Genomic DNA, 18,620 nt, shown 5'->3' on the forward strand with positions numbered 1-18,620 from the left:
TTAAAGTGCTAGGCTATACGTTAACAGATTGCTCGTGTTCATAAATTGGAGAAGGAGGCATAAAAAAATGCATTACGAAAATGATATGAAAAATAGGATTAAACGGATTGAAGGCCAGCTTCGAGGTATTCAGAAAATGCTTGAAGACGGACAAAATTGTAAGGATGTAGTAACACAGCTTTCAGCTGCTCGTTCTGCGATTGATCGGAGCATTGGGGTAATTGTTTCTACTAACCTTGTTGAATGTGTACGGGAAGCTAACGCAAAAGGCGACAAAGATCCGGAAGCATTAGTAAATGAAGCAGTGAATCTGCTTGTAAAAAGCAGATGACCTACGTGTAATCAGGAGGATGGAATCATGCAAACTATTACACCAGATGAAGTAGCTGTTCGTTTAAATAAAGAAGAAGTTCTAGATATTATCGATGTACGGGAAGCAGCGGAAGCGGCAGAAGGAAAAATACCCGGTGCTTTAAATATACCACTTGGACTATTGGAATTTAAAAAACAAGATCTTGATAAGAGACATGAGTACATCCTTGTGTGCCGCTCGGGCGCTCGAAGCGGGCAAGCTGCACAGTTCTTACTTGATCAAGGTTTCATTGTGAAAAACATGAAAGGCGGCATGCTTGCTTGGGCTGGTATGCTTGAATAATAATACCCCTTTGCCCCCACAACTTTTGTGGGGGCTTTCATTATATAGAACCCGTCTGGTATAGTCGGTTTTGGAAAGGGAACCTTAGTTAAAAGGGGGCCTTTCTAAAGGTTGTTTTCTTTTTATCTCCTGAAAATCATGGTATTCTTATGATAGGATACATATGTCTACACAGGATGTAATAAACAATTCCTCGACGGTACAGAAAGTAACCTCGAGTATTAATAGGGTTTGTGAGGGTATTGAATGGATGTAATTACAATTTTATTAGGTTTAATCACGGTAGTAAATATTCTACTAGCTCTTCTGGTGATTTTTTGGGAACGTAGAGATGCAGGTGCGTCTTGGGCTTGGCTGCTTGTTCTGTTTTTTCTGCCAGTTGTAGGCTTTTGTCTCTATCTCCTTTTTGGGAAAAGTTTACGAAAGCATCGGTTATTTGAATGGGAAGATCGAGAGAAAATAGGCATCGAACCGATTTTGAAAAGACAATTAGAACAGCTCGCCTTTAATGAATTTGAATTCCGTAATAAATCAACCTATGATAATCAAGATTTGATTTATATGCATTTACGAGGTAATGAGTCTGTTTTGACAGAAAATAATCATGTTGATATTTTTACAGATGGAAAGCAAAAGTTTGACCGTCTGTTTAAAGATATTGAAGAAGCGAAGGATCATATACATATTCAATATTATATAATTAAGAATGACAATCTAGGTAAAGCATTTATTAGGCTTTTAACGAAAAAGGCGAAGGAAGGCTTAACCGTTAGAATTCTTTATGATGAATTAGGTTCACGCAGTCTTACGAAACGTTTTTTTAAGGAATTTAGGGAGGCCGGCGGTCAAGTGGAAGTTTTCTTTCCATCAAAACTTCCACTCTTAAATCTTAGAATTAATTTTCGAAATCATCGTAAATTAGTGATTATCGATGGTGAAATTGGTTATCTTGGAGGCTTTAATGTCGGGGATGAGTACCTCGGAATCAACCCGAAATTTGGTTATTGGCGTGATACACATTTAAGAATTCGGGGATCAGCAGTCCTGGCTATCCAAACGCGGTTTATTCTCGATTGGAACCAAGCGTCGAATACGCAGGATATTTCCTATCAAGCACATCTATTTCCCCGCAAAAAAAGTACAGGCAGTACGGGCATGCAAATTGTTACAAGCGGCCCTGACTCAGAATGGGAACAAATTAAAAATGGATATATAAAGTTAATTTTATCTGCAAAAAAATCCATACTTATTCAAACTCCTTATTTTATTCCGGATGCGAGTTTATTGGATGCACTCCGCATCGCATCGATTTCCGGTATTAAAGTCAGCATCATGATTCCTAATAAACCAGATCATATTTTTGTTTATTGGGCAACGTTATCGTATATTGGTGCCATGCTGGATGCAGGGGCTGTTGTCTATATATATGACAATGGCTTTATCCATTCTAAAACGATTGTCGTTGATAGCGAAGTTTCTTCAGTTGGAACAGCGAATATTGACGTAAGAAGTTTTAAACTTAATTTTGAAGTAAATGCCTTTATTTATGATGAGGAGATTGCTGTGAAACTGACTGAAGCATTTTTTGATGATATAAAGGTTTCAAGGATTCTGACACAAAGTGAGTATGGAAAGCGATCTTTGTGGATTCGAATTAAAGAATCACTATCAAGACTATTATCACCCATATTATAAAAAGAATAGTTCCCTTTAAGGGAGCGGAGGAGAACCGATGTTTAAATTTAAATCAAAACTGCATTTTTGGACATTTGAATTATTAATGATTTCATTATTAATTTTGGTATGTACAAAGATATCCTTTTTCTTCGAACCAATCGTTGTATTCATTTCGACGTTATTCTTTCCTGTGTTAATTTCAGGTTTTTTATACTTTATCTTTCATCCGGTCGTAACGTTTTTGACTGGCAGAAGATTACCGAAAGGAATCGCCATATTGATTATCTATTTGTTGGCGGTTGGGGTAGTAACACTGTTCGGAGCTTTGGTGGGACCCGCATTATCTAAACAGGTTGCAGATCTTTTTACAAATTTACCTAATTACATCGTTGAAGTTCGTGAATTTTTGGATGATTTATCGCATTCTAAGCAATATAAATGGGCATTATCCCAAGATTATGTTTCATTTGATAAAATCGAAGCCTCGCTGTTAGACTATACGTCTAATTTACCAACGGATATTACAAACAGTCTTTCTTCCGTATTCAGCGTTGTGACGAATGTTACTTTGACAGTTGTAACTGTCCCGTTCATGCTCTTTTATATGCTGAAGGATGGACATAAACTTCCGCATGCTATTTCTCGTTTTATTCCGATTAATTACCGGACACAAGGTTTGACGATCTTATCAGAAACAGGAGAGACGTTGTCTACTTATATTCAAGGACAAGCATTGGTTTGTCTGTTTGTAGGATTAACTACGTTTATTGGATATCTTATTATCGATATGCCATATGCACTGGTTCTTGCTTTAATAGGTGCTGTAACCAATATCATTCCGTACGTTGGACCATTCATTGGCGCTGCTCCTGCAGTCATTGTCGCTTTATTCCAGTCGCCTATGGAGGCCGTCTTCGTCATCATTGTCATCGTGGTTGTCCAACAGCTTGACGGAAACATCATTTCGCCGCTTGTTATCGGTAAAAAGTTGAATACACATCCACTTACAATCATAATTGTTCTTTTGGTTGCAGGTAATATAGCTGGGATTATGGGAATGATTCTTGCCATACCGACTTATTCTGTGACGAAAACCATTGTGTTAAATATCGTTAAATTTATCAAGATTAGAAGACGCTCGGAAATTGAAGATATTTAATAAATAGAAGTAGAAACAGTATGAAACTATTGAAAATTTGTTCTAAGGATAAGCATGATCCCCATATCCTGTAAGCAAGGGTAGGAAGGGTGTGGGGAAATGGCCATTCATGTTGTCCAACAGGGAGAATCATTGTGGTCAATAAGTAAAAGATACGATACAGATGTATCCGAAATTATGGACGTAAATGGTCTGCAGTCAGGTGTACTGGTCCCGGGACTAGCGTTGTATATCCCTGAGAAAGAATTGTTTACGAGAATTTATCTGTTTCAGCCTAATGATACTCTGGCAAAAATTGCTGAAAAATTTGACGTATCTGTCTCAGATATACTAAAGACGAATCCGGGGATTGACCCAAAACAACTCATCACAGGTCAGCGGCTTGAAATTATTTCGTCCTTTAAGTTGGAACTGACCACACTTGCTTTTGCTTTCCCTGCCGCTGGTGAAAGCGTCCTTACTTCGTTCAGTGAAAATGCTGAACATCTAACCTTACTCGCCATCGTGGCTTATTCATTTACCACAGAGGGGAATGCCTTTATCGAAGGTAATGATGAACCTTTGATTAAAAAGGCCCTGCAATTGGATGTCATTCCACTTTTGATGGTCCGCAATTATGAAAATGGCGATTTTAACGAGAAACTTGCAGGAGATGTTTTGGCGAGTAAGCAGACCCGAGATCGGCTCGTGAACAGTTTATTGAAATTCGTTAAGGAGAAAGGATATGGCGGTGTAAGCGTCGATATGGAATTTATACCACCGGCACGACGGGCGGATTTTGTTCTCTTTTTGCGACAGTTAAAAAGGGGCCTGCAGGAGAAAATTCTTCATGTCAATGTCCATGCTAAAACAGAAGACAATCCTACGAACCGGATCGTAGGCGGGCACAATTATCAAGAGATTGGTAAAGTTGCCGACTTAGTTGCTGTTATGACAATCGACTATGGCTATCCTACCGGTCCGCCGGAACCTATTGCCCCATTATGGTGGATGGCACAGGTGATACGCTATGCCCGCAGCGTTATTCCTATTGAAAAGCTGCAGTCAGCGTTTCCTTTATACGGCTATGATAAAGTCATCTCCAGTAACAAGACAACAGCTTTATCTGCACTTAGTGCTCAGAATCGGGCGATTAAAGTGGGCAGTGCTATCTTGTATGATCAAGCGGCAGCTTCGCCTAATTATCGATATTATGCTGAGCAGGCACAACATAGTGTCTGGTTTGAAGACATAAGAAGTTTTACTGCTAAGTATCAGCTGATTGACGCCTATGATTTAGCTGGCGTAACATACTGGCACATAGGGCTTGCCTTCCCGCAAAACTGGGCGTATGTAGAGCGTAACCTATTAATCAGAAAAGGACTTTAATTTCTAAGGCAGGCTGTTGAGAACGCTCAACAGCCTTTTTTGTTTGAAATTAGCCTTGGTTGACTGCATTCAATTATTACGCTGTTTTGTTGGATTATGATACACTCTTGATAGAAGAAACTGAAGGATGTGAGCACGTGAAAAGGATTATATTATTTGATGGTGAATGTAATTTTTGTGATAAAAGCGTTCAGTTTATTATTAAGCGTGATCCTGAGGCGATTTTTTCCTTTACCTCTCAGCAAGGCGAAGCAGGACAAAAAATGATAGAGAAGTATCATGCACCTGCTTCCATCGACAGCATTATATTAATTGAAAATGATACGTATTACCTGAAATCATCGGCGGCTTTGCGCATTTGCAGGCATCTGCAAGGGGCTTGGAAGCTGCTATTTATATTTATCCTTGTTCCGTATCCGATTCGGGATTTTTTTTATAATATCTTGGCAAAGAATCGCTACAAGTGGTTTGGAAAAAAAGATCAATGTACCTTGCCAACACCAGAAATGCGCAAAAGATTTTTATAGTGATAAAAAAATTGGGGTTGTGTACGTAAAATGAGACGAATTATGCTTACAGGCATTGCTTTTCTGCTGCTATGTCTTTGTGGTTGTTCATCCTCTATAGCAGGAGTAGATGCGGAGAAGTTGGAATTGGCTGTATTAAAAATAGGCAAAGCCGATAGTATGGTGATAACCGTTGGCAATAAAACGGTACTTGTCGACAGTGGTGAAGAGGAAGATGGAGAAGAAATTCTGCAGTTTTTGAAAGATAGCAAGATTGACCAGATTGACTATATGATTATCACCCATTTTGACAAAGATCATGTGGGAGGAGCGGATATACTCTTGAATCATATTAAGGTCTCTCAGGTAATTACACCAGATTATCAGAGTAACAGTAACCAATATCAAGAATTCACAGCAGCACTCGCTGACAAGCAGCTAACACCAATCACGCTGACAGATGAGTTTTCCCTAGAAGCGGGTGATGCAGATTTTACGATTTATCCTCCAAAGCAAGTAAGCTATAAGGGAGATAACGATTACTCACTGATTGTTAGTATTAAGTATGGGAAAAATAGCTTTTTACTGGCAGGGGACGCTGAAGAAATTCGACTGCAAGAATTGATTGAACAAGGGAATTTAGCTCATACTTTCTTGAAAGTTCCGCATCATGGCAGATACAATTCAAAAAGCAGGGAATTCTTTACCTTGGTAAAACCAAAATATGCAGTCATTACCTCTTCAGATAAAAATCCTGAAGAAGAAGAGGTTGTGGATGCATTAACAAGGTTAGGCAGTACGGTATATACAACACGGCAAGGAAATATCTATGTGTCCAGTGACGGAGAGAAGATAGAGGTCAAACAATAATTCTTAGACAAACGTTTTCTCCTTCTATTGTGAAGGGAGTATAAGATGGTACTTACGAAAAAACTAACCAATCAATTTACCGAATTAAAAAAGCATGTAAAACATACAGCTGACTCTGTTGTTTGTTCAGGGGGAGCCTGTATGGTCATCCTGAATGATCAGGTCGTTCTTGAGGATTATTTTGGTAGACAGTCTTTAGCTGACCAGGCAAGAAAGGTGCAAGCAGATACTCAATTCCATGTTGCCTCCGTACGAAAAACATATATTGGTTTAGCGGCTGCGTATGCGGTTTATACCGGCTCTATTTCTTCAATAGATGATCCCGTTGTTCGTTATTTGCCGATGCTTAGCAGCGAACTTACAGCAGGGGTCACTATTCGGCATCTTATAACACATACACATGGACTGACCAAGAAAGACAACAGCCTCATCAGGGAGTTTCCAGTTGGTACTTGGGCTTATCGAGGAGTTGGTATCGAGTGGCTGACCCAAATTATTAAAGAAACGACAGGGAAAACAGTTGCAGAATTAATACAAACATTAATTATTGCACCACTTGATTTTAAAGAAACCGGCTGGTATGCAACAAAACATAATCAACTTGTAGAGGTTATTTTACAGAACCCAAATGATCCATCATGGTATACAAGCGATAGTATCGATGGCGATAAAATGAATATGTATGTTTCTGCACGTGAACTAGCTCTTTTTGGATATCTCCATTTGAATCAGGGCGTGATAAACGGGAAGACGATTGTTCCAAAGGAAGTCATTGAATTAGCAGTCTCAGTTCAAAGTCCAAATTTTGAAGATAGGAATTCTCCCCAAAATGGCTTCTTATGGTTCGTGAAAGAGCATCAAGCCTTAAAAACAGAAATAGGCAGCCAGGTACCTGCTGGTTCTTATCAAATTCTCGGTTATACGAATACAGCACTGTTAGTGGTGCCAGAACATAATCTGGTGGCAGTTAGAATGCTTAACAGTTTTGGTTCACCTCCGGAGTATGATTATTTGGAGGATATCCGATCGTTTGGCGATACCTTAATACGGTGCCTCTAAAATGAATACCCAGGAAACTGGGTATTTCAGACTGTAGACAAACTCGGGTGAGATTTAAAATCGAGATGTTGATTTCCATTCCAGGCGCTTCGCTTTCCGCGGGCGGGCGGTGAGCCGCATCAATGCTTACGCTCCTGCGGGGTCTCACCTGTCCCGCTGTTCCCGCAGGAGTCTTCACGCCAACACTCCCATCAACTGACTTTCTGAATTTAAAGGTCAAAGGCCTATTTTTTTGAGGTAATAAGGAGTATTTTCGAAAACCACTTGAAATGGTAACACTAGACCAGCTTGTTCCCGCTCAAAAAATCCAAAAGAGGTTCGGAATGAAACCATTCCGAACCTCTTTTGTCTACAAACTGGGTATTTTTTTGCTCTTACCCCTTGTTATATAATTCGGTTTCACGTACGATAATGTTAAATAATGTAAGTGATGGAGGGGACCGGTTGAAGAGATATCCAGTATTTAAGACCATGAAATTTTTAGGGAGTACGAGTTTAGTAACATTTGTTCTGTTCATACTTACCAACACAGCGACGAACCACTATTTTCCTTCTGAAATCGGTACAGTCCTGTCAATCAACGAAGTTTTATCGGTGTACTTTATCATCGTACTTTCTTGTTTGGTTACAGAACTCTTGTTTAAAGGAGTAACAAATAGTTCCACCTACAAATGGCTGCATAGCCCCTGGATGTATTATTTAGCGGTTACCCTGTTGTTGGCGATGTTCTGTTACGTAGCATGGGTGCGAGCTTCCCAACCTATCCAAAATGGATTATGGCTGGATTACACCACCCTGCCTCTAAGTGCCGTGTTGTATTGTTTATTCAGACAAACATTTGGGTTGATTAGGATTAAGAAAACCGATGTGATCTAAATGATCCCATCGGTTTTTAATGATCATTCACCTTCATTATTAAGCTATGCATTACTTGGGGTTCAAGATGGTCTGCATCCTCAAATGGAGGTGTATATGGGACAAGCCAAAATGAGAGAATCGATGATTTGCCAGGTGAAGGCGGTATCCATTCATTCTTTAGTAGATGTAGTCGAGGTGTGTTTACCGAACTTTCTTCAACCGATCGATTTGGAATCATTTTTTCAGCTAAGACTTTGGGGCATTGAATAAATCCTAGTCCTGCAATTGTCGTATTAGTTGTAGCTTGGAATATGGTTATCGATAAAATCAGTACAATGGACCAGAATATTCTTCGCAGTTCAATCCCCCCTCTATCCAGTTTTTCTAAAGATTCTTTGTAGTTAACCAGTTTTGTGCAAAATCGACAGCTTCTTTCAACGAAAACAGGCGGGAAGAGGCAGAGCCTATGTTACCTAAAACGACTGGACATGCTCGTTCAAATGCCCTGCCAATTTCCTCAAAGTGATATTCTTGAAAATCAAGTTCCTGGTATAGCTTCCAAACTCGTTCGTTATTTTCCGTAATTGGAGCTGCTTTAGTAATAACTGTTGGGGAGGGGGTACGGTATTCTGCTAAATGAAAGCAAGTATTCGTGTTGTAACCAACCCCGATAAATAAAACCACTGCATCTAATTCGTACAACCTTGCAAGAGGAGATTGTTCACCTAAACCAAAAGTTAGGGAGTGCTCTGCAAGGATTATAGATTTGTTTTTTCCCCAAGCCACAAACGAATAGGCAGGATGAGAACTTCTGCTGACACCAGGGAAATGTCTAAAGACCTCGACAATTTTCCCCATCCCCCTGACAGGGGTGTAAGCTGGATGGAAAGCAGGCATTGTATCACGGATTTCTTGCCACCATTCTTCAGGTACAGGTGGATATTGCCATTCTGAAGGGTCGCTCAAGTCGGTGGATTGTGAAGGCATAATAATTGTCCCATCATTGGTTACAACGTCCATCAATGCTTGAATGACAGAAATGGCACCGCCGTTTGTCCACCCTAATGAAGAAAGTGAGGAATGAACAAGTATATTCATACCGGGGGTAACGCCAAGTGCCTCCAAATCAGTTTTAATAGATTGTCGTGTTCGAGGAACAGGTGTATTTTCAAAAATATACTTCACAAGATGACCCCCTAAGCTATAGATAAGGTACCTATAATTTTATCATAAAAGATAAAAAGTATGAGCGAATTATGAAAATATGTAATAATTTAGAAACTCTTAACTTTGTGGACTTAATTATTTTTAATAGGTCATTCTTTCATTTCAAACGGTAGTGCTATGCAAGCTGCCTATTACTAACGTATAATTAGCCATACTAGAAAAATAGTTTAAGGAGGAATAAATAAATGCAAAAAGCAACGTTTGCAGGTGGCTGTTTTTTGGTGTATGGTGAGTCCTTTTGAAGAAATGCCAGGCATTGAAGGTATTATTTCAGGATATACAGGCGGTCATATCGAGAATCCAACCTATGAAGAAGTTAAAAAAGGAACCACTGGCCATTACGAAGCTGTTCAGATTACATATAATCCAGAGTTATTTCCATATGAGAAGCTTCTTGAACTGTATTGGCCGCAAATTGATCCAACCGATGATGGCGGTCAGTTTCAAGATCGCGGTCCTCAATATCGGACAGCAATCTTCTATCATACCGAAGAACAACAGAATCTTGCACAGCAATCTAAAGAAAAAGTTAGGCTTGCGAATGTCTTTAAAAAGCCTATTGTCACTGAGATTCTAGCAGCTTCAAGTTTCTATCCAGCGGAAGACTATCATCAAGATTATCACAAAAAAAATCCAGCACATTATAAAGAAGACCGCAAACAGTCCGGACGGGATGAGTTTATTAAAGAAAATTGGAGAAAGTAACAACCAAGCCGTAGATTGTATTCTATCTGCGGCTTTACTTTGCGACGATTTTAAAAAAACCACCTCGGAATTGAGATGGAAAAAAAGAAAAAGATAAAGGGATAGATGTGTTAGATGGATACTCTAACAGCATGGTTAAAGTATAGGGTTTAAATGTTAAGAATCTATGAACAGAGTTTGTCTTTTTAGAAAAATTTAAATTTCAGAATTGGTTGAATATTTATCGGTATATGACTATAATTCTAGTGGTACCTCAGAATCAAATAAAAGGAGAACAAGATGATAGGACGTTTTTTTTCATACTATAGGCCACATAAAAGATTATTTATCATTGATTTTTCATGTGCAATCATTGTAGCCATTTTAGAACTTGCTTTCCCCCTTGCTGTGCAGTGGTTTATTGATACGCTCATTCCCGGAGACGATTGGACGATGATCGTGTCGGTCAGCATAGGTTTATTAATCGTTTATGTATGCAGTACACTTCTACAATATATTGTGAATTATTGGGGACATAAACTTGGAATTAACATTGAAACTGATATGCGTCAGCAGCTGTTTCAACATGTACAGAAACAGTCATTTCGTTTCTTTGACAATACCAAAACCGGCCATCTCATGAGCCGGATAACCAATGATTTATTTGATATTGGGGAACTTGCCCATCACGGCCCAGAGGATTTGTTTATTGCATTCATGACTTTCATCGGTGCATTTTGGATTATGATGACCATAAATGTCAAGTTAGCTTTAGTGACGGTTTGTATCCTTCCCTTCCTGATTATATTAATTGTGTTTAGTAATCTAAGCATGAATAAAGCTTGGAAGCAGATGTACAGTGACATTGCTGATGTTAATTCGAGAGTCGAGGACAGTGTTTCTGGAGCTCGCGTTGTTCAATCTTTTACCAATGAAGATCATGAGATCGCTTTGTTTGAAAAAAATAATAAAAAGTTTCGTCTTGCAAAGCTGGGCGGATATAAGGTAATGTCTTTTTCTTCTTCAGGTATTTATATGATGACCCGTTTCATGACACTGGCAGTTCTAGTGGTCGGAGCGTGGTTAACCTTTCATGGCCAGCTGACAAATGGAGAACTTGTCGGTTTTGTCTTATATGTAAATGTTCTCTTCAAACCCGTTGATAAAATCAGTGCCCTTATGGAACTATATCCAAAAGGGATGGCAGGGTTTAAGCGGTTCACCGAGATGCTGGATGTAGAGCCGGATGTTCAAGATAAGCCGAACGCGGTTCGGATGGATTTATTGCACGGCGACATCATTTTTGATCAAGTAAGCTTCGGATATGATAATCAACAGACCGTTCTAAAAGATATTGATCTACAAATCTATGCCGGGGAAACAGTAGCCTTTGTCGGTCCATCCGGTGCAGGTAAAACAACCATTTGCTCCTTGATTCCTCGTTTTTATGACGTTGACCGCGGAAGCATCACCATCGACGGCATTGATATCCGCGATATGACGAAACACTCACTGCGCTCACAGATTGGATTAGTACAGCAGGATGTGTTTCTGTTCACAGGGACATTAAAGGAAAACATCGCTTATGGAATGCTTGATGCGACCGATGAACAAATCGAAGCAGCGGCAAAAAAGGCCCATTTAGAATCATTCATTGAAGGCCTTCCAGATGGATACGCCACACAAATTGGAGAACGAGGCTTAAAGCTATCAGGAGGACAGAAACAGCGGATTGCTATCGCAAGAATGTTTTTGAAAAATCCACCTATCTTAATACTCGATGAAGCCACGTCTGCGTTGGATACAGAAACAGAAATGGTTATTCAACAAGCACTGAATGAACTAGCAAAAAACAGAACAACGCTCATCATCGCTCACCGTTTAGCAACCATTCGGAATGCAGACCGCATTGTCGTTGTCACAGAAGACGGCATAGCAGAACAAGGAAAACATGATGAATTAATTAAAAAAGGCGGCGTTTTCGCCAACCTGCACAAAGTACAATTTCAAAAATAGTCAAAAGCCAGCTTTAGGATAAAGCTGGCTTTTGACTATTAATCGAGGAACCTGGGGGGGATATGAACTAATTTTTTTACTGTAAATCAAGAATAATCCCGTCTGGCACCTCAAAACGAGTTAAAAACACCCAGATGGGTATCATTACACCTGCAGTTCGAGAACAAAGCCTATTTTGTACGATATTATGCTGCATTGTTTTGCAGATGGTCTAACCTTTGCTAAAATAGATGTATGAGTTTTTTAGGAGGGTTTTTTGTGTCTGATACGATGAATAAGAAAGATCATATTCACTATATACCACCGCAAGGGGATTACTTTACCTTTAATGATGAGGATCATTATCTTGCGAAGGGAATGGAGTGGGGACTGTTAACGGCTCGTTCTGTTAAAAAGGAGCTGGTTTTTAAAACTGGTCGTCATGAAGAACGGGTGACATTGAAGGGATATCAAGAATATGGCATTGATGGCCAGTTTAATACGATTGTTTTGGAGTTTGATGATGGTGAACTTACATGTATTCACCCTGCGTATTTAAAAGAGATGCAGAGTGCTGGTTTTGCTAAAGAGTTATTAAGTGGAGGATCTACAGAGTATTCTGCCAAGAAGGAAGTGACAGATAAGGCTACTTCTGAAGAGGCAACATCTGTTGAAAAACCGGCTGTCGTTAAAAAAGCAAAAGCAAAAAAAGCGCCTGCAAAGCCGAAGCTAGAGCTTCCTGAAGAAAAAGTACATTTCACGGCATCCGTTAAGGAGTTTACAGAAAAAATGAATCATTTTACGGGAGAAACAGATGAAGTTGTTTTATTTGAAAATGTGAAAATCATAGGTGAAGCAGAACTTTATATTGGTGATGCATGGTGCGGCTACAGTAAAACGCTGAAAAAGCTTGAACTAGAAGAAGGCGTCGAGCTCGAATTCGATGGGAAAATTGTCGACAAGAAATTTAGTAAAGAAGTTCGTTACAAAGTGAACAACCCATCAAAATTAAAAAAAGTTGAGAACAACTAAGCAGCCATTTGGCTGTTTTTATATGTAATCAAAAAAGCGACCGAGGGTGGCTCGACCGCCTGCAAGCTTACTCTACGCTTTGTTTTGAAGTGATTTTTTAGCTAGTTCATCAGCCAACTCATTGTAAATGATTCCTGAATGGGCTTTAACTTTCCTAAATTCAATTTCAATGGATGGTTTGATTTGATTAATAAATACAATGTAATCTTTTGAAATTGCAGCGTTTGCTTTCCAGTCACCTATCGCCCATTTTTCAATCCCAATATAGTCATAAAATAAAACAATTTTTTATAGCCTTTTTCTATTCCATATCTGATTGCATTTTTTACTCCATCTATTTCACCAGCAACATTGCGAGTTTCCACGTAATCAATATGGTTATCAGATCCCATAAGGGTTTCTAGTGGGTTGTTTTTGCTGATTAGCACAACGCCATACCCGTACGTTTTAGAGAGTTTATTGTAGCTTCCATCTACAAAAGCAACCAGTGTTTGATCATCGAGAAGACGAATATACTCATCGATGTTGAAGTTATCATGCTTTTCCGCAGCAACTGTAAAAGCAGAATTATTACCAATAAATTGTTCGGCTTCTGCTTTAGTTGTAAAACCTTTATAAACTGCTCCACTATAGCCATCTATTTGTTTTTTACATTCAGCCCATGTCTCATATAAGCCAGGTTTTTTGCCAATTTTCACGGCATAGATTTTCTTCTTAGCCATTTTCCTCGCCTCCAGTACTTTCTCGTCTAACCAATATAGCATATAACAAGTTAAAATTGTGTTGTATAGGATGTCGATGGTTAGATATAATCAAGTCATCCTGTTGTATAAATTTCATTTATTTGTTAAAGAATAGGTTGATATACATATTTTTTTGAGGCAGGTTAGAATGGGGCCCTAAGCGGGTAATCAAAGTATATCCAAGATAAAGAGAGGAATTAATACATGAAAGAATTATTTGCACTTTTACGACAAGGAAATAAGTCTGCATTTATTGCAGGAATTGTGAACGGAATTATCTCGATTTTAAAAGCCACTGCCTTCTTTTTAACGGGTAATGTTGCTATGTTCGCTGAAATGCTCCACAGCCTCGGTGATGCGGCGAACCAGTTCTTTGTTTTTATTGGCTCAGCTCTTAGTAAAAAAGCACCAACTGCACGCTTTCCGAATGGTTTTGGAAGGCTGGTCAATCTTGTCTTGCTTGGTGCGGTGTTGATCGTTGGAATTATGTCTTATGAGACAGTCAAAGAAGGATTCCATCATATTTTACATCCGAATGAATCGAAAGGGATTATTATCAATCTGACGGTACTGGGTATTGCTGTACTGTTAGAAGGGTTTGTTCTGTATAAGGCAATGAAAGAAGTGCTGCATGAAACACATATAGAAGCATCAGGCTTTGCTATTATATCGAAGAGTTTTGGTGCCTATAAAAATGCAAAGCCCGCAACAAAATTAGTCTTTATGGAGGATTCCGTAGCCACTGCAGGTGGTGTTTTGGCAATTATCGCTATTTTATTAGCTAATTTCACTCCATTTAATCAAGCGGAAGGGATTGCATCCGTTTTAATTGGTCTAATGATGTTTTATGTTGTAGGCCGGGTATTTCTCGATAATGCAGCTGGTGCACTTGGAGAAGCTGATCCAGATATCCAATTTAAAATTGGAAATATGGTGATGCAGGATCCAGATGTACGTGATATTGAAGCAATCACAGTTTTGAAAGAGGGGGAAGATTTCCATGTAGAGGTGGAAGTTGAACTCGATGCAACCATGACGGTTGCTCAAGCTGACGTGGTAAAAGATCGGCTTGTGAAGGCAATTCTTGAAGAAAAAGGCGTAACGGATGTTCTTGTTGAATTTGATCAAGATGACGGCTTCACTACTTGGAAGGATTCAAAGACTCTGAAAGAGGATGATCCAAAAGTTTAAAGAAACGGCCTGAGGTATCTACCTCAGGTTGTTTGCTTGAGCTTTATCATTTTGGATCATCGTTTATATTTGATAAGGTATAAGTACACATATATAAGTACACATAACGTTAAGCAGGAAGGGGAATACATATGACAGATACTAAACCTAAGGCTAAGATTAAATTAATCGCTCTTGACATGGATGGAACCTTATTGAATCAATATGATGAGGTATCAGAAGAGAACCGCCAAGCTATTCTTGAAGCAGAAAATAAAGGTGTACATGTTGTGTTGAGTACTGGACGGGCCTATGCAACTTGTAGTGAATATGCTAAATCATTGAATTTATCATCCTATTTAATTACCGTAAATGGCAGTGAAATTTATAATGAACAAGGAAAGTTAATTGAACAAAATATTGTTGATACAGAACTGATTCAATGGATGTGGGATCTATCACAAAGTTATAAGACTCATTTCTGGGCAGTGAGCTGCGACCATGTTTATCGCGGAGAAATGCCGGATGACATTGCGGGTTCAAAATGGTTAAAGTTTGGGTTTGATAGTGAAGATGACCAGGTTCGTAATGAAATACTTCGTCAGTTGAAAGAAAAGGGAAATCTAGAAGTAAGTAATTCAAGTCCTACAAACATTGAAGTAAATGCAGTCGGCGTAAACAAAGCAAAAGCTATTGATGTGGTTTGTGAAAAACTCGGGTTAACAATGGATGAAGTCATGGCCGTAGGTGACAGTCTAAATGATATTGCGATGATTAAGTCGGCTGGATTTGGTGTGGCTATGGGAAATGCACAAGAAATAGTCAAAGAAACGGCAGATTGGGTAACAGCGACCAATATCGAACATGGAGTGGCCAAAGCCATACATAAATGGGTACTTGAATAATGGAAGACTCCTTTAATAAGGAGTCTCAGTTTGTCGACAAAAGGGGTCCGGAATGGTTTCATTCCGAACCTCTTTTGGATTTTTTGAGCGGGAACAAGCTGGTCTAGTGTTACCATTTCAAGTTGGTTTTCGAAAATACTCCTTATTACCTCAAAAAAATAGGCCTTTGACCTTTAAATTTAGAAAGTCAGTTGATGGGAGTGTTGGCGTGAAGACTCCTGCGGGAACAGCGGGACAGGTGAGACCCCGCAAGAGCGTAAGCATTGATGCGGCTCACCGCCCGCCCGCGGAAAGCGAAGCGCCTGGAATGGAAATCAACATCTCGATTTTAAATCTCACCCGAGTTTGTCTACAGTCTGAGATTCCTTTTTAAAAAGGAGTCTTTCTTTTATTTAACTGCCTTCCAAATGGTCCATCGATCTTCTTCAATGATGGTATGATCCGTTAAAATGGACGCATCAATATGAGCTAGTAATTGTATTAATTCGTGATCGTCCAATTCGTGTAAAATACTTCTTCCGGTTCGTTCGCGTAAATCGCTAAGTAATTTAGCCTTATTGTCATACACTTTTCTCGTTTCCCATAACGTGACTTCTTCAATTTTTCTAAATCCGACTTTTTTTAGAGAGTCGATTACAAATGAGCTGGCGTGTCTTCTGTTTGTTTCTTTCTCAATTAATTTGGGAAAGCATTCAAAAAAGTACCCTCTGATATGGCGATTACTTCCTTTTACTAGGCAATCTTCGGGAGTACGGTCTTGAATAATGTAAGTACCGTCATGCTCCAAAATTCTATAAGCTTCCGTAAAACAGGCAGGTAAATCCTTTAGATGATGGATGAGTGCTCTTTCAAGCAACAAATTGAATTCGTTACTCTTTAAGCCTGTTTCCAATGCATGTCCATGTTTGAACGATATGTTTTTATATTCTTTACAGTTTTCTTTGGCTCCTTCGATAATAGCTTTGGAAAAATCGACAGCCGTAACAGAAGATGCTCCCATATCGGAGAGTGCCTTGGAATAAATCCCTCCACCACACCCAATATCTATGGCTTTCGAAATATCCTCGATAGGCACAAGGCTTTTGATGGCTGCAACCCAAGAGTTATCTGCGTTTCGAGTCGTATAAGTACTTCGATTGTTTGGACTATGAAAATCAATCTCCATTTTACATCCCTCATTTCAATAGGTGGATAAACCTTCTAATTACAATGTACACCCATTGAAAATTAAAGAAATGATAAAGTTATTATTTGTAAACATAAGTTTACCTTATGGAACGTAGTTTATCCTAAAAAAGGAAGAAATCAATATTATAGAATGTAAAAGTATGATAATATAAGGTAGAATATGTCTGAAAATTCAGTTGGAAATAGGAGGAACTTTCTATGACAAAATCAATTCCTGAAGCTTGGTGGAATGAGCTTGCTTTGCCGGTTATCGCAGCTCCGATGTTTTTAATTTCTGGACCGGAGTTGGTTAAATCATGTTGTATGAATGGGGTGTCTGGCTCATTTCCAGCTCCAAATGCAAGGCCGATAGAGGTCCTTGATGAATGGATGGGAGACATCAGCAGCAGTTTAGCAGAAGCAAAATTGAAGGATCCTGCTAAAAAAGTGGCTCCCTGGGCGATGAATATGGTGGTCCATAGTTCCTATAGCCGTCTTCAAGAAGAGTTAGAACTGGTAATCAAGCATCAGCCTCCAATTGTTATCACTTCACTTGGTTCTCCAAAACATGTTGTCGAAATTGTACATAGTTATGGTGGCTTAGTATTTTCAGATGTTAGCAGTATTCCGTTTGCTAAAAAAGCAGCTGAAGCAGGCGTAGATGGGTTGATTCTTGTTGCAGCGGGTGCAGGGGGACATGCTGGTGAGTTGAATGGATTTGCCTTTGTAGACAGTGTTCGTACATTCTGGGATGGAATCATTTTACTTGCCGGTTCGATATCTACAGGAAAAGGAATTCTTGCCGCTCAAGCGGCTGGTGCGGATCTTGCTTATATGGGGACTCGTTTTATTGTAGCTGAAGAAAGTTATGCTGCGGATGCTTACCGTGAAATGCTCGTAACATCAGGACCTGAAGATATAATCCTAACCGATGCCTTTTCAGGAGTTAACTGTAATATGTTAAAACCGAGCATTCGTAACAATGGACTTGACCCAGAACAACTAGTTAAAAAAGAAAAAGTGAATTTCGATGGTATGGCTCAAAAATCAGATGCAAAAGCTTGGAAGGATATCTGGTCTGCTGGTCATGGTGTAGGAGCCATCGAAAAAATTGATTCAGTTGAAGGCATAGTGAAAACACTTCAACAAGAATATAACGAGGCTTTGACAAAGTTAAATGAACAGGCTGCGAAAGTTAAAACAAGTGTTTCCCAATAAATACGTTAAATGGACATTCATGATGTCCATTTTTTTATTCGTTTGGAGCCGCAATTTCAACCTTCATTCGATCAGGATCCTCGAAGAATACAGCATAATGATTCGGTCCGCCAGCAAAAGGAAATCTTTCTTCATATAAAAGAGGGATCCCTTTTTCCTTTAATTTCGTGAACAATTTATTAACATGCTCCCTAGACTCACCATGAAAAGCTAGATGATTAAGGCCAATCCTTCCTCGATGGTATCCGCTGTCTATAAAACGGTCATCTGTTTGAACAAATACTAGATACGAGTTTCCTTGTTTCCAACTGATTCCGGACTCCCATT

At 39.2% G+C, this 18,620-nt stretch carries 20 protein-coding genes and 1 pseudogene; 16 read left to right on the forward strand and 5 right to left on the reverse strand.

Annotated elements, in window-relative coordinates:
- Positions 1–67: 67 nt before the first annotated feature.
- From WYK_RS18345 to WYK_RS18390, 10 genes are all read left to right on the forward strand, one after another.
- Positions 68–331, forward strand: coding sequence for a metal-sensitive transcriptional regulator (locus tag WYK_RS18345; protein ID WP_040375913.1), 264 nt, complete (start codon positions 68–70; stop codon positions 329–331).
- 27 nt (positions 332–358) lie between these two features.
- The gene (locus tag WYK_RS18350) at positions 359–655 is read left to right on the forward strand and encodes a rhodanese-like domain-containing protein (RefSeq protein ID WP_040375914.1); all 297 of its coding nucleotides are present in this window, start codon (positions 359–361) and stop codon (positions 653–655) included.
- A gap of 246 nt (positions 656–901) precedes the next feature.
- Positions 902–2,350 carry a cardiolipin synthase gene (gene cls, locus WYK_RS18355; RefSeq protein ID WP_040375915.1) on the forward strand — a complete coding sequence of 483 codons (1,449 nt, stop codon included), beginning with the start codon at positions 902–904 and terminating at the stop codon, positions 2,348–2,350.
- A gap of 37 nt (positions 2,351–2,387) precedes the next feature.
- Positions 2,388–3,491 (forward strand): AI-2E family transporter, encoded by a 1,104-nt coding sequence (locus WYK_RS18360; RefSeq protein ID WP_040375916.1) that lies wholly within the window; start codon positions 2,388–2,390, stop codon positions 3,489–3,491.
- 99 nt (positions 3,492–3,590) lie between these two features.
- On the forward strand, positions 3,591–4,859 hold the full coding sequence (locus WYK_RS18365) for a LysM peptidoglycan-binding domain-containing protein (RefSeq protein ID WP_040375917.1): 1,269 nt from the start codon (positions 3,591–3,593) through the stop codon (positions 4,857–4,859).
- Positions 4,860–4,996: 137 nt separating this feature from the next.
- A complete protein-coding gene (locus WYK_RS18370; RefSeq protein WP_040375918.1) occupies positions 4,997–5,386 on the forward strand; it encodes a thiol-disulfide oxidoreductase DCC family protein in 390 nt (129 codons plus the stop codon).
- Between the two features lie 30 nt (positions 5,387–5,416).
- Positions 5,417–6,235 (forward strand): ComEC/Rec2 family competence protein, encoded by an 819-nt coding sequence (locus WYK_RS18375; RefSeq protein ID WP_081704958.1) that lies wholly within the window; start codon positions 5,417–5,419, stop codon positions 6,233–6,235.
- 45 nt (positions 6,236–6,280) lie between these two features.
- Positions 6,281–7,294 carry a serine hydrolase domain-containing protein gene (locus WYK_RS18380; protein WP_040375919.1) on the forward strand — a complete coding sequence of 338 codons (1,014 nt, stop codon included), beginning with the start codon at positions 6,281–6,283 and terminating at the stop codon, positions 7,292–7,294.
- Positions 7,295–7,738: 444 nt separating this feature from the next.
- Positions 7,739–8,170: a hypothetical protein gene (locus WYK_RS18385; protein ID WP_040375920.1), complete on the forward strand. Its 432-nt coding sequence runs from the start codon at positions 7,739–7,741 to the stop codon at positions 8,168–8,170.
- On the forward strand, positions 8,171–8,422 hold the full coding sequence (locus WYK_RS18390) for a hypothetical protein (RefSeq protein WP_040375921.1): 252 nt from the start codon (positions 8,171–8,173) through the stop codon (positions 8,420–8,422).
- A 114-nt stretch (positions 8,423–8,536) separates the two neighbouring features.
- Here WYK_RS18390 and WYK_RS18395 read toward each other — a convergent pair whose 3' ends face one another.
- The gene (locus tag WYK_RS18395) at positions 8,537–9,337 is read right to left on the reverse strand and encodes an AAC(3) family N-acetyltransferase (protein ID WP_040375922.1); all 801 of its coding nucleotides are present in this window, start codon (positions 9,335–9,337) and stop codon (positions 8,537–8,539) included.
- 227 nt (positions 9,338–9,564) lie between these two features.
- On the opposite strand from WYK_RS18395, the pseudogene msrA reads away from it, so the two are divergent.
- The 3 genes and pseudogenes from msrA to WYK_RS18410 all read left to right on the forward strand — a co-directional run bounded on the left by msrA (position 9,565) and on the right by WYK_RS18410 (position 13,090).
- Positions 9,565–10,084: pseudogene (gene msrA / locus WYK_RS18400) on the forward strand (peptide-methionine (S)-S-oxide reductase MsrA).
- A gap of 279 nt (positions 10,085–10,363) precedes the next feature.
- Complete coding sequence (locus tag WYK_RS18405; RefSeq protein ID WP_040375924.1) at positions 10,364–12,079, forward strand: ABC transporter ATP-binding protein; 1,716 nt, start codon at positions 10,364–10,366, stop codon at positions 12,077–12,079.
- 258 nt (positions 12,080–12,337) lie between these two features.
- Positions 12,338–13,090 carry a hypothetical protein gene (locus WYK_RS18410; protein WP_235782560.1) on the forward strand — a complete coding sequence of 251 codons (753 nt, stop codon included), beginning with the start codon at positions 12,338–12,340 and terminating at the stop codon, positions 13,088–13,090.
- Positions 13,091–13,162: 72 nt separating this feature from the next.
- Here WYK_RS18410 and WYK_RS26405 read toward each other — a convergent pair whose 3' ends face one another.
- Positions 13,163–13,375, reverse strand: a complete 213-nt coding sequence (locus tag WYK_RS26405; RefSeq protein ID WP_201769112.1) for an RNase H family protein — start codon at positions 13,373–13,375, stop codon at positions 13,163–13,165.
- On the reverse strand, positions 13,330–13,812 hold the full coding sequence (locus WYK_RS18415) for a ribonuclease H family protein (protein ID WP_051387673.1): 483 nt from the start codon (positions 13,810–13,812) through the stop codon (positions 13,330–13,332). The genes WYK_RS26405 and WYK_RS18415 overlap by 46 nt, the downstream gene beginning before the upstream one ends.
- Before the next feature lie 225 nt (positions 13,813–14,037).
- Between WYK_RS18415 and WYK_RS18420 the strand changes: the two genes are divergently transcribed.
- The gene (locus WYK_RS18420) at positions 14,038–15,024 is read left to right on the forward strand and encodes a cation diffusion facilitator family transporter (RefSeq protein WP_051387678.1); all 987 of its coding nucleotides are present in this window, start codon (positions 14,038–14,040) and stop codon (positions 15,022–15,024) included.
- 131 nt (positions 15,025–15,155) lie between these two features.
- Positions 15,156–15,908: a Cof-type HAD-IIB family hydrolase gene (locus tag WYK_RS18425; protein WP_040375925.1), complete on the forward strand. Its 753-nt coding sequence runs from the start codon at positions 15,156–15,158 to the stop codon at positions 15,906–15,908.
- A 388-nt stretch (positions 15,909–16,296) separates the two neighbouring features.
- Here WYK_RS18425 and WYK_RS18435 read toward each other — a convergent pair whose 3' ends face one another.
- The gene (locus WYK_RS18435; protein ID WP_040375927.1) at positions 16,297–17,073 is read right to left on the reverse strand and encodes a class I SAM-dependent methyltransferase; all 777 of its coding nucleotides are present in this window, start codon (positions 17,071–17,073) and stop codon (positions 16,297–16,299) included.
- A 221-nt stretch (positions 17,074–17,294) separates the two neighbouring features.
- Between WYK_RS18435 and WYK_RS18440 the strand changes: the two genes are divergently transcribed.
- On the forward strand, positions 17,295–18,293 hold the full coding sequence (locus WYK_RS18440; RefSeq protein WP_040375928.1) for an NAD(P)H-dependent flavin oxidoreductase: 999 nt from the start codon (positions 17,295–17,297) through the stop codon (positions 18,291–18,293).
- 34 nt (positions 18,294–18,327) lie between these two features.
- Here the strand turns inward: WYK_RS18440 and WYK_RS25015 are convergent.
- The coding region (locus WYK_RS25015; RefSeq protein ID WP_040375929.1) for a VOC family protein at positions 18,328–18,620 on the reverse strand (293 nt) is incomplete at its 5' end.

The organism is Peribacillus psychrosaccharolyticus ATCC 23296, from assembly GCF_000305495.1.
GTDB lineage: Bacteria > Bacillota > Bacilli > Bacillales > DSM-1321 > Peribacillus > Peribacillus psychrosaccharolyticus.